Raw genomic sequence first — 14,703 nt, forward strand, 5'->3', positions numbered from 1 at the left:
GACCAGCAGGAGGAGAACCGTGGTGTCCGATCAGCTCAGCGCCGGCGTCAGCAGCGCACCGACCCTCGCTCCGGGGGTTCCCGCCCCGGGCCGGGGTCGGTCCCGACCGCGGCGTCGTCGCAGCTCGCTGGTGGTCCCGTACCTCCTGCTGGTCCTGCCCGTCGTGCTCGTGGTCGTCTCCCTCGGCTACCCGATGGTCAAGCAGTTCATCATGTCCTTCCAGGAGTTCGGGCTGGCCCAGCAGTTCGGCCGTCCGCCCACGTGGGTGGGTCTCGACAACTACACCCAGATCCTCACGGACTCCTACTTCTGGACCGTCGTCGCGCGCTCCGTGGCGTTCTGCGCGGTCTGCGCCGTGCTCACGATGGGGGTCGGCATCGCGCTCGCGGTGCTGATGCAGCAACTCTCGGTCGTCCCGCGCATCGCCCTGCAGATCGCCCTGGTCCTCGCCTGGGCCATGCCGCCGCTCGCGGCCCTGACCGTCTACAAGTGGCTGGTCGAACCGCGCTACGGGTTGCTGAACTGGATCCTCACCTCGATGGGCCTGGAGAGCTTCCGCGGTTACTCCTGGCTCGCGGGCAGCCCGTGGAGCTTCTTCGCGATCGCCGCGATCGCGGTCATCTGGACGTCGGCGCCGCTGGTGACGCTGTCCACCTACGCGGCCCTGAACCAGGTCGACGAGGAGGTCCTGGAGGCCGCCCAGCTCGACGGCGCCAACGGCTGGACCCGGCTGCGTTCCGTGGTGCTCCCGATCATCCAGCCGGTCGTCCTGCTGCTCTTCATGCTGCAGATCATCTGGGACCTCAAGGTCTTCACCCAGATCAACGTCCTGCAGTCCAGCGCGGGCAACAACAAGGCCACGAACCTGCTCGGGACCTACGTCTACGAGACCGGCATCAGCGGCGGGAACTACGGCGTCGCCTCCGCCCTGGCCACCGTCATGCTGCTCCTCGTCCTCGTCCTGACCTTCCGGTACATGCGCACCCTCATGAAGCAGGGAGACCTCTGATGGCAACGGCCACGGACAACCCCCGACTGTTCGACACGACGCGGTCGGCCAAGAACAAGCACCGCGCGGTGTGGAACGTCGTGGCGATCGTGCTCGCCCTCATCTGGGCCTTCCCGATCTACTGGATGATCAACTCGGCGCTCATGCCGGCCGACCGGCTGCGCGACACGCCACCGCTGCTGGCCCCGATCCACCCGAGCGTGCACGCGTTCCAGCAGATCTTCCACGACTCCCTGTTCTGGCGATCGCTCGGCTTCAGCGCGGCCGTGACGTTCCTGGCCGTGGCCGTCTCCCTGCTGGCCGCCGTCCTCGGCTCGGTGGCGCTGAGCCGGTTCTCCTTCGTCGGTCGCCGGGCGGTTCTCGTCGGGGTCCTCGTCGTGCAGATGATCCCGGCCGAGGCGCTCTTCATCTCCCAGTACCGGATGCTCGACGGCTGGGGCATGCTCGGTTCCGTGCCGGGCCTGTCGCTGCTCTACGTCGGCCTCATCGTCCCGTTCACGGTGTGGATGCTGAAGGGTTTCGTCGACGGGGTCCCCGTCGAGCTCGAGGAGGCGGCCATGATGGACGGCTGCTCGCGGTTCGGCGCGTTCTTCCGGGTGACCGTCCCGCTGCTCGGGCCCGGTCTCGTCGCGACGGGCGTCTTCGGCTTCCTCGTCGCGTGGAACGAGTTCACCCTCGCCTTCGTGATCCTCGCCTCGGGCGACCGGCTGACCCTACCGGTCTGGCTGAAGACGTTCTCCTCCAACCTGCAGGAGACCGACTGGGCCGGTGTGATGGCCGGTTCGACCCTCGTCGCCGTGCCCGTCCTCATCGTCTTCATCCTCGTCCAGAACGCCATGACCAAGGGCATGGTCGCCGGCGCCGTCAAGGGCTGACGCCCGCCTTCCCCGAACCACCCACGACCTGGAGCTCCCCCGTGCCTGTCACCCCCTTCCCCCGCCCGAAGACGCTGTCGGTGCAGACCGGCGTCGGCCCGGCAATCGACGCACCCGTGCGCGTCGTCCTCGACGCCTCGGTCCCGGCTCAGGGTTTCTCCCTGGAGACCTCCGCGGAGGGGGTCACGCTCACCCACTCCGACGCCGCGGGTCTGCGCTACGGCCTCGCCGCGCTCGACCAGCTGCGCGCGGACCGCGACTTCGCGACGACGAGCTACTCGATCACCGACCACCCGGACTTCCCCGTCCGCGGTTTCATGCTCGACGTCAGCCGCGACCGGGTACCGACCCGCCGCACCCTGGCCCGGTGGGTCGAGGTCCTCGACCTGGCCCGCATCAACTCCCTCGAGCTCTACACCGAGCACACCTACGCGTTCACGGGCCAGCAGGCCGTCTGGCAGGACGCCTCCCCGCTGACCGCGGAGGACCTGCAGTGGCTCGACGCGCTGTGCGCGTCCAAGGGCATCGAACTGGTCTGCAACCAGAACACCCTCGGACACATGGAACGGTTCCTCAAGGTCCCCGAGCACCTCAAGCGCGCCGAGAACGAGGACGGGTTCACGATGCGCGGCCAGCACCGCCCGCCGAGCACCGTCGAACCGACCTCCGAGAACGCCGCGTTCGTCCAGGAGCTCCTCGAGGACGTCACCCCGAACTTCCGGACGAAGCGCATCAACATCGGTGCCGACGAACCGTGGGAACTCGGCCAGGGCAAGAGCCGCCAGCGGGCCGAGGAGGTCGGCCTGGGCACGGTGTACTTCGACTACGTCACCGAGGTCATGCAGCCCTGGCTGGACCGCGGCTACACCGTGGAGTTCTGGGCCGACGTCTTCGGCGACCACCCCGAACTGATGGACAAGGTCCCCGCCGGCGCGATCCCCGTCGTCTGGCAGTACGACTCCCCCGGTCTGCTGGCCGAGGTCGTCGACGCCGCGCAGCCGGACCAGGTCCAGGAGTGGCGCAGCCTCGGGGTCGACGTCACCAAGCTCCGCGACGGGTTCCGCGACCGCGCCAAGCTGCTGCTCGACGCGGGCATCCCGTTCTGGGTCGCCCCGGGCGCCAGCAACTGGAACTCGCTGCTCGGCCGGTGGGAGAACGCGCTGGGGAACATGGTCGACGCGGCCGAGGTCGGCCTGGCGAACTCCGCGCAGGGGTACCTGAACACCTCCTGGGGTGACCACGGGCACTGGGACCCGCCGTCGGTCGCCTTCGGCCCGGTGCTGTTCGGCGGCGCGGTGTCGTGGTCGCTGGAGAGCAACCGCGACCTGGACGTCGCCGAGGTCCTCGACGAGCGGCTGCTGCTGGACCCGCGGGGGGTGACCGGCGACGTCCTCGTGCGGGCGGGGAAGGTCTGCCACGTCCTCGGCACCCCGGTGCTCAACGCCTCGCCGCTGGTCCTCGCCCTGCGCGAGACCGACGACCTGGCGCCGTGGGCCGTGCCGAGCGCGGACGCCCTGACCGCCGCGCAGCGGATCCTCACCGACTGCCTGCTCGACCTGCGCACCGCGGAACCCGCCGCCTCCGACGGGGACGTCGTGCTGCGCGAACTCACCCAGGCGCTGCGGCTCAGCGAGTTCGCCGTCCGCGTCCTGCAGGCCCGCGAGAGCGACGGTTCGTTCGAGGCGACCGCGGCGGCGCGGATGCTCCCCGAGCTCGACGACCTGCTCGAGGAGCAGCGGGCGTGCTGGCTGCTGCGGTCGCGGCCGGGTGGGCTGGCCGACAGCCTCGCCGAGTTCTCCACCCTGCGCCACGCCCTGCTGCGTGCGGTGAGCTGACCGGTGGCCGTGCTCACGCCCCGGCGAGCCGAGCTCCGGGGCCCGCGGGCGAGCGTGCGCGTCGGCCTCGACATCGGCGGGACGAAGATCGACGGGGTGGCGCTCGGTCCCGGGGACGAGGTCCTCGCGACGGCGCGCCGTCCCTCCCCCGGGGGCGTCGTCGACGTGGTGTCGACGGTGGTCGCCCTCGTGTCGGACCTGGTGGGCGACTCGCCCCTGCCCGTGGCCGGCGTGGGGATCGGGATCCCGGGACTCGTGGACCCGGTGGCCGGGACCGTGCGCAGTGCGGTGAACCTGGGGTTCGGTCCGGAACGGGTGGCGCTGGCCGACCTGGTCAGCCGCGCGGTCGGCGGTGTTCCCGTCGTCGTCGAGAACGACGTCAAGGCGACCGCCCTCGGCGCGCACGCCGTGCTCGGCGGCGACCTGACCCTGGTCTCGCTCGGCACCGGCCTCGCGGCAGCGATCGTCGTCGACGGTCGGGTGCTGCGCGGATCGAGCGGCGCGGCCGGCGAGATCGGCCACCTGGCGCTGGACCGGGACGGCCACCTCTGCGGCTGCGGGCAGCGGGGCTGCCTGGAGACGATCGCCTCCGGTGCCGCGCTGCGGCGCGCGTGGCCGCACGGGGACGAAGGACGCTCCGCCGTCCACCTGTTCGCCGCGGCCGAGGCCGGGGACCCGGCCGCCGTCGGCGTCCGCGACCGGTGGGCCGCGGCGGTGGCCCTCACCGTGCGCACCCTGGCCCTGACCGCCGACTCGAGCACCGTCGTGCTGGCCGGAGGGGTCGCGGCCCTCGGGGACCCGTTGCTGCGCAGCGTGTCCGACGCGCTGCAGCAGCAGGCGGTGGGTTCGCCGTTCCTGCGCGGGCTCGCCCTGCACGACCGGCTCGTCCTGCTGCCCGGGGACCGTCCCGTCGCGGCCATCGGGGCGGCGAACCTGTGGCGGGTAGAGGCCGCGCGCTAGGTTGCGGGCGTGAGCGAACTGCTGCCGCAAGGCCTCGTGGACGACCTCAGCGCAGAGGTCTCGCGCCGCGCGGGGGAACGGGTGGGCGCGATGTTCGCCCGGGCCCTGCGCGAGACCGTCGACCGCACCCCGACCCTGCGGCCCGACGGATCCGTCTTCGTCGTGACGGGCGACATCCCGGCCATGTGGCTGCGGGACTCGACCGCGCAGTGGCAGGCGTACCTGCTGCTGCTGGACCGGGCGCCGGCGCTGGCCGACGTCATCGCGGGGGTGCTGCGCACCCAGTTCACCTCGATCGTCCACGACCCCTACGCCAACGCCTTCAACGACGGCCCGACGGGCGCCTGCCACGAACCGGGCGACCTCGGCGACGACCCCTGGTTGTGGGAACGCAAGTACGAGGTCGACTCCCTGGCCTTCCCGGTGCTGCTCGCCCACCGGTTGCGCCGGGCGACCGGCCGCGACGACGTCCTCGGGCACGACGCGGCGGCGGCCTGCCGGGCGATCGTCGACCAGTGGCGCCTCGAGCAGGACCACGAGGAGAAGTCCCCCTACCGCTTCGTGCGCCCCACCGACGAGCGCAGCGAGACCCTCGACCGGGACGGTCTCGGGACCCCGCTCGGCCGCACGGGCATGACCTGGTCGGGTTTCCGGCCCAGCGACGACGCCTGCGAGTACGGCTACAACGTCCCGGCGAACCTCTTCGCCGCCCGCGCGCTCGACCACGTGGTGACGTTCGCGCGGGAGGTGTTCGACGACGCGCGGCTGGCCGACGACGCGGAGACCCTGGCCACGGAACTGCGGGCGGGGGTCGAGGAGTTCGGGGTGGTGGAGCACCCGGTGCACGGACGGGTCTGGGCCTACGAGGTCGACGGTCTCGGCGGCGTCCTGCTGGCCGACGACGCGAACACCCCCAGCCTGCTGTCGTTGCCCCTGCTGGGCGCGTGCGCGCCCGACGACCCGCTCTACGTCGCGACGCGGGCCCTCGTCCTGAGCGAGGCGAACCCGTGGTTCCACCGCGGGACCGCGGCGACCGGGGTCGGCAGCCCGCACACCCCCGACCGCTACGTCTGGCCGATCTCGCTGGCCGTGCAGGCCCTGACGAGCGGCGACCCCGAGGAGCGGGTCGCGACGTTGCAGCTCATCGCCGACACCGACGACGGGACCCTGCACGTGCACGAGGGCTTCCACGTCGACGACCCCTCGCAGTGGACGCGGGAGTGGTTCTCCTGGGCCGACTCGATGTTCTGCGAGCTCGCGCTGTCGTTGCTGGGCGAGCACGTCGCCGCGTTCGACTGACGCGGGGTTCCTGACGTGTCCCACCCCGTCCGCGTCGCGGCGGTGGCCGCGAACTTCGGCCCCGACCTCGAGCGCGGTCTCGCGAAGGCGCTGGGGATCGTCGCCGAGGCGCGGGCGTCCCGGACCGACCTGCTGGTGCTGCCGCACGGCACCCTGGGCGGCTACCTGCCGGACCTCGTGGACATCGACTCCGCGCAGGTCCCCCCGGCCCTGGCCGCGGACGACCCCGTGTTCGAGGTCCTGCGGCAGGCGTGCGGACCGTTGACGGTGTGCCTCGGCTACACCGAGGTCGAGGAGGTCCACGGCACCCCCGTGCAGCACCCGGCGGCGGTCTGCCTCAGCGGGGACGGGGTGCTGGGCCGGCACCGCAAGGTCCACCTGCCGCCCGGTGAGGCGGAGCTGTACGCGGCGGGTGACCGGCTGGCCGCGTTCGACACCCCCGTCGGCCGGCTGGGGATGCTCATCGACTTCGACAAGACCTTCCCCGAGGCCGCGCGCACCCTGGCCCTGCAGGGCGCGCAGGCCATCGCCTGCCTGTCCGCCTGGCCGGCGAGCGTGACCGACCGCGCCTCACGACTCCCCCAGGACCGCCAGTCGCGCCTCTTCGACCTCTACGACTGCGCCCGGGCGGCGGAGAACCAGGTCGTCTGGATCTCCTCGAACCAGACCGGCATGCACGGCTCGCTCCGCTTCCTCGGTCAGGCCAAGGTCGTCGGCCCCGGAGGCGACGTCCTGGCCCGGACGGGGTCCAAGGGCGGCCTGGCCGCGGTCGAGGTCGACGTCGAGGCCGAGGTCGCCCGGGCGCGGCGCACGTTGCACCACCTGGACGAGCGGCGCAGCGACGTGTACGAAACCTGAACGTGTTCCAGGTGTAACCAGCACGAAACAGTTAGGGCGTGAACTATGTCCCGTGCCGAACACCCCGAGCACCACGACGTACGACGCGCACCGTCACCTCGGACGGTTGCCGGCGTACCCCTTCTACGGGGGCCCGCCGGTCAACCCCGACACCACGGCCCGCGACCAGATCGCGGACCTGCTCGCCGACCTCGACCGTGAGGGCACGGCCCGGGCCCTCCTCCTGCCGAACTACGGCGTCCCGGTCGCGGCGGCGTCCTTCGCCCTGAACGACCTGGTCCTCGAGACCGCGGCGAAGGACGACCGGTTCCTCTGCGGGCTGTGGACCTCGCCCCGCGCCCAGGACGCCGAACTCACCGACGCCGCCCTGGCCCTGGCCGGGGAACGTGGGGTGGTCGCGCTCAAGACGAGCTTCCTGCTCGGTGGCGGGGTCGACGACCCGACCTCGCAACCGCAGATCGAGAAGATCTTCGGCACGGCCCGCGAGCGGAACCTGGTCGTGCACGTGCACACCTCCCCCGGTGCGGCCTCGGACATCGACGAGGTGGGGAAGCTCGTGGAGCGCTACGGCGACCACGTCCGCATCCACCTCGTCCACCTCGGCGGCGGGATGAGCGCCCACGTCAAACTCATCGGTGGCCGGTTCTTCGACTGGATCGAGGCCGGCAAGCAGGTCTACACCGACACCAGCTGGGCCATCGGCTTCGCGCCCCGGTGGCTCGCGCAGGAGATCGAACGGCGAGGGGTCGGCGCGGACCGCGTCCTCTTCGCCAGCGACGAACCGTGGGGCGACCACGCGGGCGAGCTCGCTCGCCTGCAGGCGGCCTCGGGGAACTCCGAACTCGTCCGGATGTTCCTGCAGGACAACTACTCCACCCTCTACGGCTGAGGAGCCAGACATGACCACGACCACCACGACGTCGACCACCGGCACCGCGATCGACGAGCAGATCGAGGCGAACATCGCGAAGTCGCTGGCCGAGGTCCCGCACCCGAGCAAGGCGAAGGGCGAGAACCTCTACGGTTCCACCAAGGTGTTCCCCGACTACCAGGCCGAGGGCGGTGAGACCTACTTCACCCTCGTGCACGGCATCGCCCACGAGTCGTCGGTCAGCTTCGTCGCGGTCCTGCAGGCCACCCGCGCGCTGCGGAAGGGTTTCGACTCCGCCATCTACTTCTACGGTCCCGGCTCGATGAACTGCATCGACACCCGCGGTTTCCCGACCGTCGGGGACTCGGGCTTCCCGGGTGAGCAGAACATCAACGGTTCGCTGGCGACGTTCATCGCCGAGGGCGGCACGGTCTACTGCTGCCGCTTCGGCCTGGCCCTGCACGGCAACCGCGAGGAGGACCTCATCGAGGGCGTCATCCCCTGCCACCCGCTCGACGTGCAGGACGCCCTCATCCACTACGCCCGCAAGGGCGCGATCATCAACTCGACCTACAACCTCTGATGTCCTGCCCGGACAGGGTCGCCACGCGTGCCGACGTCGCGATCCGGGGTGTCCGGCTGGCCACGCCCGTGCGCCGCACGGGTGGGGCCGGCCCCAGCGACGACGGCCACGTGGTCCTGGACGGGTTCGCCTCCGCGATCCCCCGGCGTGCCGACAGCCCCTACCTCGTCCGTGACGGGCGGTTGCTCATCGAGCGGATGGGGTCGGTCACCGACCTCGGCATCGAGGTCGAGCCCGTGCGACGGCCGAGGTTCTACGACCTGGAGACCGCCGACGGGACGAACTACGAGAAGATCGCGAAGCTGCACGGGAAGGACGTCCTCGCGACGACCGTCGTGCAGACGTGCTCCCGCTACGCACCGGAGAACCGCTGCCGGTTCTGCGCCATCGAGGAGTCCCTGAACTCCGGCGCGACGATCGCGGTCAAGACCCCGGCGATGCTGGCCGAGGTCGCGGAGGCCGCGGTCCGCCTCGACGGGGTCAGGCACGTCGTCATGACGACCGGGACCTCGACCGCACCGGACCGGGGGGCGCGGCACCTGGCCCGGTGCGTCCGGGCGATCGTGGCGGCCGTTCCGGGACTGCCGGTCCAGGTGCAGTGCGAACCCCCCGCCGACCTCGCCACGATCACCGAGCTCAGGGAGGCCGGGGCGTCGTCGATCGGCATCCACGTCGAGTCCCTCGACGACGGGGTCCGCCGTCGGTGGATGCCCGGCAAGTCGAGCGGCCCGCTGGCCGAGTACTGGGCGGCGTGGACCGAGGCGGTCCGGGTGTTCGGGCGCAACCAGGTCTCCACCTACCTGCTGGTCGGGCTGGGTGAGGACCCGGACGAACTCGTCGCCGGGGCGCAGCGCCTCGTCGAGCTCGGCGTCTACCCGTTCGTCGTCCCGTTCCGGCCGCTGGCCGGCACCCTCGCGGTGGACGAGGACGGGGCCGCCGCACCCGATCCGGCCGTCCTGGCGGACGTCTCGCGCCGGGTCGCGGAGGCGTTGCAGGCCGCCGGGATGCGCGGGTCGGACCAGATGGCCGGCTGCGCCGCCTGCGGCGCCTGCTCGGTCCTGCAGAACCTCGGCGCGTAGGGGGTTCCGGTGGACCTCGAGCACCTCGTCCCGCACCAGTTCCTCGCCGCGCCGGACGTGCCCGTCCTCGCCGGGGTCCCGCGGCCCCGCACGGGGTTCCACGTCGAGGTCGCGGACGCCGCGGCCGAGACCGCGTACCGCAGGGTGCGGCGCGAGGTCTTCGTCGCGGAGCAGCAGTTGTTCGACCTCGACGACCACGACGAGGCCGACGACGACCCGCGTCGCCGCGTCCTGGTGGCCCGGACCCCGGACGGGACCGTCGTGGGTGGCGTGCGGTTGGCGCCGTGCGCGGAACCCGATGTCGGCTGGTGGCGCGGGAGCCGGCTCGTCGTGGCCGCCGGTGCGCGCACCCTCGGCGGGGTCGGGACCGCGCTGGTCCGGGCGGCCTGCGCCCACGCCGAGGACCTCGGCGCGCTGCGGTTCGAGGCGACGGTCCAGGCGGCGAACGCGGTGCTGTTCCGGCGGCTGGGGTGGGAACGGGTCCGCGACGTCGAGGTGCAGGGCACTCCGCACGTGCTGGTCCGCTACCCGGTGGACCGCCCGCAACGGCTGGCCGACGCGACGAAGTCGGCCCTGGCGGGGTTGCTGGCCGAGTTCGTCGAAACTCCGATGGGGTTCCGCGGGGACGACGGTTCCCCGGTACCGGGAACCGACGTCGTCGCGGCCTGCGACGCGATCCTGCCCTCGCTCGTGGACCGCGACCCGCGGTGGGCCGGGTGGTGCGCCGTCCTCGTGAACGTCAACGACCTCGCGGCGATGGGGGCCGAACCCGTCGGGTTGCTGGACGCGCTGGCGGCTCCGACCCGGGAGCACGCCGCCGAGATCGTCGCCGGGTTGCGGGCGGCGTCGCAGGCCTGGGGGGTCCCGGTCCTGGGAGGACACACCCAGCTCGGGGTTCCCGCGGCCCTGTCGGTGACGGCGTTGGGGCGCAGCGACCACCCGGTCCCGGCCGGTGGGGGGCGGGTGGGGCACGACCTGTCGCTGACCGCGGACCTCGAGGGCCACTGGCGACCGGGGTACGCGGGGTCGCAGTGGGACTCCACGTCCTGGCGGCGCGCGGGCGACCTGCGGGCGATGGGGTCGTTCGTGGCCCGCACCGCACCGGCCGCCGCGAAGGACGTCAGCATGGCCGGTCTCGTCGGGACCGCGGGGATGCTCGCGGAGGCGAGCGGGGTCGCGGCCGAGATCGACGTCGCCGCCGTGCCGCGTCCGGCCGGGACCACCGTCGGCGACTGGTTCACCTGCTTCCCGGGGTTCGGGATGCTGACCGCCGACACCCCCGGCCGGGCACCGGCACCCGCCGGACCGGCCACCACACGAACGATCGGCCGCCTCCGGCCGGGACCCTCCGGGGTCTCGCTGCGCTGGCCCGACGGAGAGGTGACCCCGGTGATCCGGGGCACCGTGACGGGAATGGGAACCGCATGAGAACCAGACTGGCTGCCGTGGCCGAGAACTTCGGCCGTGACCTCGACGCCGCCTACGCCACCATCGACCGGTTGCTGCGGCGGGCCCGGGCGGAGGGCACGGGACTGATCGCCCTGCCGGAGGCCTGCCTCGGCGGGTACCTGTCCTCCCTGGGTTCCGCGGAGGACCGCGGGACCGCGGAGACCCGGCGGCAGCGTTCCGGTCCACCGGCCCTGGCCCTGGACGGGCCGGAACTGCGCCGGGTGCAGGAGATGGCTCGCGACGTCGTGGTCGTCCTCGGGATCTGCGAGGACGGCGGGACCGACCGGTACAACACCGCGGTCGCACTGACCGGGGACGGCGTCCTCGGGGTGCACCGCAAGGTGCACCAGCCCCTCGGCGAGAACCTCTCCTACGCGGCGGGTTCGACCTTCGAGGCGTTCGAGACGCCGGTCGGGCGGATCGGGTTGCAGATCTGCTACGACAAGGCGTTCCCGGAGGCCGCCCGCACCGCGGCGCTCGACGGGGCACGGATCATCGTCAGCATCTCCGCCTGGCCCGGGGCCCGGACCGCGGCCGCGGCCGACCTCGCGCAGGACCGCTGGAAGAAGCGGTTCGACCTCTACGACCAGGCGCGCGCCCTGGAGAACCAGGTGGTCTGGGTCGCCTCCAACCAGGCCGGCACGTTCGGTTCGCTGCGGTTCGTGGGCAGCGCGAAGGTCGTCGGACCCGGCGGTGACGTCCTGGCCGACACCGGGGTGGACACCGGGGTCGCCGCCGCGGACGTCGACGTCGAGGCGGAACTCGACGCGGCGCGGCGGGCGATGTTCAACCTGCGCGACCGCCGTCCGGACGTGTACGGCGCCCTCGTGCGGGAGCCGGCGCATGCCTGAGATGACGTTCAGCGTCCGGTGGCCGGCCGGCGGCGTCCAGCACTGCTACTCCCCCTCGCTCGTGGTGCACGACCACCTCGAGGTCGGCGCCGAGTACACCGTCGAGGAGTTCACCGCCCGCGCCCGCACGGCGCTGACCGAGGCCGGCGAACGGGTCCGGGCGAAGTTCGGGATGACCTGCACCTCGGCCGTGGCCCAGCTCGCCGCCATCGAGGACCGTGCCGCCGGCACGGCCGGGACGGTCCGGGTCCTCGCCCTCGAACCCCCGCTCTCCCAGGAGGAGTCATGACCGAACACCACGACGTGCTCATCGTGGGCGCGGGGCAGGCGGGGTTGTCGCTCAGCTGGCACCTCGTTCAGCGCGGGATCGACCACGTCCTGCTGGAACGCGACGAGATCGGCCACGAGTGGCGCGACGGTCGCTGGGACGCGTTCACCCTGGTCACCCCGAACTTCCAGTGCCGGCTCCCCGGGTTCTCCTACACCGGTGAGTTCGGTGGTCAGGACCCCGACGGGTTCATGCCCCGCGACGACGTGCACCGGTTCGTCACCTCCTACGCCGCCGGTTTCGGACCGCCGGTGCGCGAGCACGTGGAGGTGACGCGGTTGACCCGCGAGGACGACGGGCTCTTCCACGTCGCCTCCAGCGCCGGGGAGTTCACGGCGCGGCAGGTCGTCGTGGCGACGGGCGGGTACCACCTCCCCGTCGTCCCGGCGGCGGCCGAGCGGGTTCCCGAGGAGATCGCGCAGCTGCACTCCTCGCTCTACCGTGGTTCCCCGGAACTCCCCGACGGGGCGGTGCTCGTCGTCGGGTCGGGGCAGTCGGGGGCCCAGATCGCCGAGGACCTGCACCTGGCCGGGCGCACCGTCCACCTCGCCGTCGGCAACGCCCCGCGCTGCGCCCGGACCTACCGCGGCCGGGACTGCATCGCCTGGCTCGAGGACATGGGCGTCTACGACGTCTCCGCCACCGAGGTCCCCGGTGGTGCTGCCGCGCAGGAGAAGACGAACCACTACATGACGGGCCGCGACGGTGGCCGGGACATCGACCTGCGGACCTTCGCCCTGGAGGGCATGCGGTTGCACGGCCGGCTGGAGGACGTCCGCGACGGGGTCGTCACGTTCGCGCCCACGCTGGGCGGGGCGCTGGACCACGCCGACGCGGTGGCGGAGAGCATCAAGGACTCCATCGACCGCTGGATCGCCGCCCGCGGGATCGAGGCGCCCGAACAGGCCCGCTACGTTCCGGTGTGGCACCCGGAGCAGGAGGTCACCGTCCTGGACCTGGCGGCGAGCGGCGTCACCTCGATCGTGTGGAGCGTCGGGTACCGGGCGGACTACCGCTGGATCGAGCTCGGCGTGTTCGACGGCCGGGGGCGACCGCGCCAGACCCGCGGCGTCACCGGTACCGAGGGGTTGTTCTTCCTCGGGTTGCCGTGGATGCACACCTGGGGTTCCGGGCGGTTCGCCGGGGTGGCCCGGGACGCGGAGTTCCTCGCCGACCGGGTCCAGGAACTGTCCCCGGCGCGTCACCTGGTCGCCGTCCGCTGATGAGGATCGCGCTCACCACGTACTCGACGAAACCCCGCGGCGGGGTCGTCCACACCCTCGCGCTGGCGGAGGCGCTCGTCGCCGCCGGGGCCGAGGTGTCGGTGTGGACGCTGGGCCGGGGTGGCGACCGGGCGTTCTTCCGGCCGGTGGACCCCCGGGTCGACGTCCGGGTGGTCGAGTTCACCGCGCGGGACGGCGAGGACGTCGGGGAGAGGATCGTCCGGTCGATCGAGGTGCTGCGCGCGGGGTTCGACCCGGCCGGCTACGACGTGGTGCACGCCCAGGACTGCATCAGCGCGAACGCCGTGGGGCGCTGCGTGCGGACCGTCCACCACCTGGACACCTTCACCACCCCGCAGCTCGCGACCTGCCACGAGAAGGCGATCGTCGAACCGTTCGCGCACGTCTGCGTGTCCGGTGCGGTGGCGCGGGAACTCGCCGACGGGTGGGGCATCTCGGCGACGGTGATCCCCAACGGGGTCGACGCCGCCCGGTTCGCCCGCGCGGACCCCGGACGGTGGCGGGACCGGTTCGGTCGCTACGTCGTCGCCGTCGGCGGGATCGAACCCCGCAAGGGCAGCCTCGACCTGCTGCGGGCGCTCGCCCTGCTGCGGGAGGAGCTCCCCGACGTCCGGCTGGTGATCGCCGGGGGCGAGACGTTGTTCGACCACCGGGACTACCGCGTGCGGTTCGACCGGCTCGCCGGGGAACTCGGGGTGGACCCCGTCGTGCTGGGTGTCGTGGACGAGGAGGAACTCCCGGGGCTGGTGGCGGGTGCAGCGGCCATGGGTTTCCTGTCGACGAAGGAGGGTTTCGGGCTCGCCGCGATGGAGGCGCTGGCCGCCGGGGTCCCGCTGGTGACCCGGGAACTGCCCGTGCTGCGGGAGGTCTTCGACGGGGCGGCCCTGTTCGCGGCGAAACCGTCGGGGATGGCGCAGGCGTTGCGGTCCGCGATCGAGACCCCGGATCCCGACCGGGTCGCTCGCGGTCGGGAGCTGGCCGCCCGGCACACCTGGACCGCCGCCGCACGGACCCACCTCGAGCTCTACCGCCGCTTGACCGACACCCACCCCGGAGGTTCCCGATGATCCCGACCAACCTGGTCGACGTGCTCGCCACCGACACCAGTTCCCTGCCCTGGGACCTGTTCACGGTGCCGCAGACCGGAGCCCGCATCCCGACGAAGGTGCTGCACGACGATCCCGAGACCGGGATGCAGGTCTTCCTCATGCGCTACGCCGCGGGTTTCACCAACGTCTGGCACACCCATCCCTGCGCGCACGGCATGTTCGTGCTCGACGGGGTGCTGCGCACCCACTCCGGGGACCACGGACCGGGGAGCTTCGTGTGGTTCCCCGAGGGCGGCTGGATGGAGCACGGAGCCACCGACAACGACTGCACGTTCCTGTTCATCACGAACAAGCCCTTCGGCATCTGCTACGCCGACGACGCCGATCACCCGTACCCGACGGGTTCCTGAGCT

Annotated in this window: 15 protein-coding genes; all 15 read left to right on the forward strand. The window is 72.4% G+C overall.

The window, feature by feature from the left end; translation table 11 throughout:
• Nucleotides 1-22: 22 nt before the first annotated feature.
• Genes SJY07_RS06495 through SJY07_RS06565 form a run of 15 tightly spaced genes read left to right on the forward strand, consistent with a single transcriptional unit; the run spans nucleotide 23 to nucleotide 14,700 of the window.
• Entirely contained in the window at nucleotides 23-1,009 is a 987-nt protein-coding gene (locus tag SJY07_RS06495) for a carbohydrate ABC transporter permease (protein WP_380157850.1), read from the forward strand.
• The gene (locus tag SJY07_RS06500) at nucleotides 1,009-1,884 is read left to right on the forward strand and encodes a carbohydrate ABC transporter permease (RefSeq protein WP_380157851.1); all 876 of its coding nucleotides are present in this window, start codon (nucleotides 1,009-1,011) and stop codon (nucleotides 1,882-1,884) included. Before SJY07_RS06495 ends, SJY07_RS06500 begins: the two co-directional genes overlap by 1 nt.
• Before the next feature lie 41 nt (nucleotides 1,885-1,925).
• Nucleotides 1,926-3,719, forward strand: a complete 1,794-nt coding sequence (locus SJY07_RS06505) for a family 20 glycosylhydrolase (RefSeq protein WP_380157852.1) — start codon at nucleotides 1,926-1,928, stop codon at nucleotides 3,717-3,719.
• Nucleotides 3,720-3,722: 3 nt separating this feature from the next.
• A complete protein-coding gene (locus tag SJY07_RS06510) occupies nucleotides 3,723-4,679 on the forward strand; it encodes an ROK family protein (RefSeq protein ID WP_380157853.1) in 957 nt (318 codons plus the stop codon).
• A 9-nt stretch (nucleotides 4,680-4,688) separates the two neighbouring features.
• A complete protein-coding gene (locus SJY07_RS06515) occupies nucleotides 4,689-5,978 on the forward strand; it encodes a glycoside hydrolase family 125 protein (protein ID WP_380157854.1) in 1,290 nt (429 codons plus the stop codon).
• Nucleotides 5,979-5,993: 15 nt separating this feature from the next.
• Complete coding sequence (locus tag SJY07_RS06520) at nucleotides 5,994-6,836, forward strand: carbon-nitrogen hydrolase family protein (RefSeq protein ID WP_380157855.1); 843 nt, start codon at nucleotides 5,994-5,996, stop codon at nucleotides 6,834-6,836.
• A gap of 52 nt (nucleotides 6,837-6,888) precedes the next feature.
• Nucleotides 6,889-7,725, forward strand: a complete 837-nt coding sequence (locus SJY07_RS06525) for an amidohydrolase family protein (protein ID WP_380157857.1) — start codon at nucleotides 6,889-6,891, stop codon at nucleotides 7,723-7,725.
• 10 nt (nucleotides 7,726-7,735) lie between these two features.
• The gene (locus SJY07_RS06530; RefSeq protein ID WP_380157859.1) at nucleotides 7,736-8,290 is read left to right on the forward strand and encodes an MSMEG_0572/Sll0783 family nitrogen starvation response protein; all 555 of its coding nucleotides are present in this window, start codon (nucleotides 7,736-7,738) and stop codon (nucleotides 8,288-8,290) included.
• The gene (locus tag SJY07_RS06535; protein ID WP_380157861.1) at nucleotides 8,290-9,369 is read left to right on the forward strand and encodes an MSMEG_0568 family radical SAM protein; all 1,080 of its coding nucleotides are present in this window, start codon (nucleotides 8,290-8,292) and stop codon (nucleotides 9,367-9,369) included. The genes SJY07_RS06530 and SJY07_RS06535 overlap by 1 nt, the downstream gene beginning before the upstream one ends.
• A 9-nt stretch (nucleotides 9,370-9,378) precedes the next feature.
• Nucleotides 9,379-10,797 carry an MSMEG_0567/sll0787 family protein gene (locus SJY07_RS06540; protein ID WP_380157863.1) on the forward strand — a complete coding sequence of 473 codons (1,419 nt, stop codon included), beginning with the start codon at nucleotides 9,379-9,381 and terminating at the stop codon, nucleotides 10,795-10,797.
• Complete coding sequence (locus SJY07_RS06545; RefSeq protein ID WP_380157865.1) at nucleotides 10,794-11,669, forward strand: carbon-nitrogen hydrolase family protein; 876 nt, start codon at nucleotides 10,794-10,796, stop codon at nucleotides 11,667-11,669. Before SJY07_RS06540 ends, SJY07_RS06545 begins: the two co-directional genes overlap by 4 nt.
• Complete coding sequence (locus tag SJY07_RS06550) at nucleotides 11,662-11,958, forward strand: MSMEG_0570 family nitrogen starvation response protein (protein WP_380157867.1); 297 nt, start codon at nucleotides 11,662-11,664, stop codon at nucleotides 11,956-11,958. Before SJY07_RS06545 ends, SJY07_RS06550 begins: the two co-directional genes overlap by 8 nt.
• The gene (locus tag SJY07_RS06555) at nucleotides 11,955-13,220 is read left to right on the forward strand and encodes an MSMEG_0569 family flavin-dependent oxidoreductase (protein WP_380157869.1); all 1,266 of its coding nucleotides are present in this window, start codon (nucleotides 11,955-11,957) and stop codon (nucleotides 13,218-13,220) included. The genes SJY07_RS06550 and SJY07_RS06555 overlap by 4 nt, the downstream gene beginning before the upstream one ends.
• Nucleotides 13,220-14,308, forward strand: coding sequence for an MSMEG_0565 family glycosyltransferase (locus SJY07_RS06560; RefSeq protein ID WP_380157871.1), 1,089 nt, complete (start codon nucleotides 13,220-13,222; stop codon nucleotides 14,306-14,308). Before SJY07_RS06555 ends, SJY07_RS06560 begins: the two co-directional genes overlap by 1 nt.
• On the forward strand, nucleotides 14,305-14,700 hold the full coding sequence (locus SJY07_RS06565) for a cupin domain-containing protein (protein ID WP_328295052.1): 396 nt from the start codon (nucleotides 14,305-14,307) through the stop codon (nucleotides 14,698-14,700). The genes SJY07_RS06560 and SJY07_RS06565 overlap by 4 nt, the downstream gene beginning before the upstream one ends.
• The last annotated feature ends 3 nt before the right edge of the window (nucleotides 14,701-14,703 follow it).

This window comes from Kineococcus sp. R86509 (assembly GCF_042466365.1).
Classification (GTDB): Bacteria; Actinomycetota; Actinomycetes; order Actinomycetales; family Kineococcaceae; genus Kineococcus.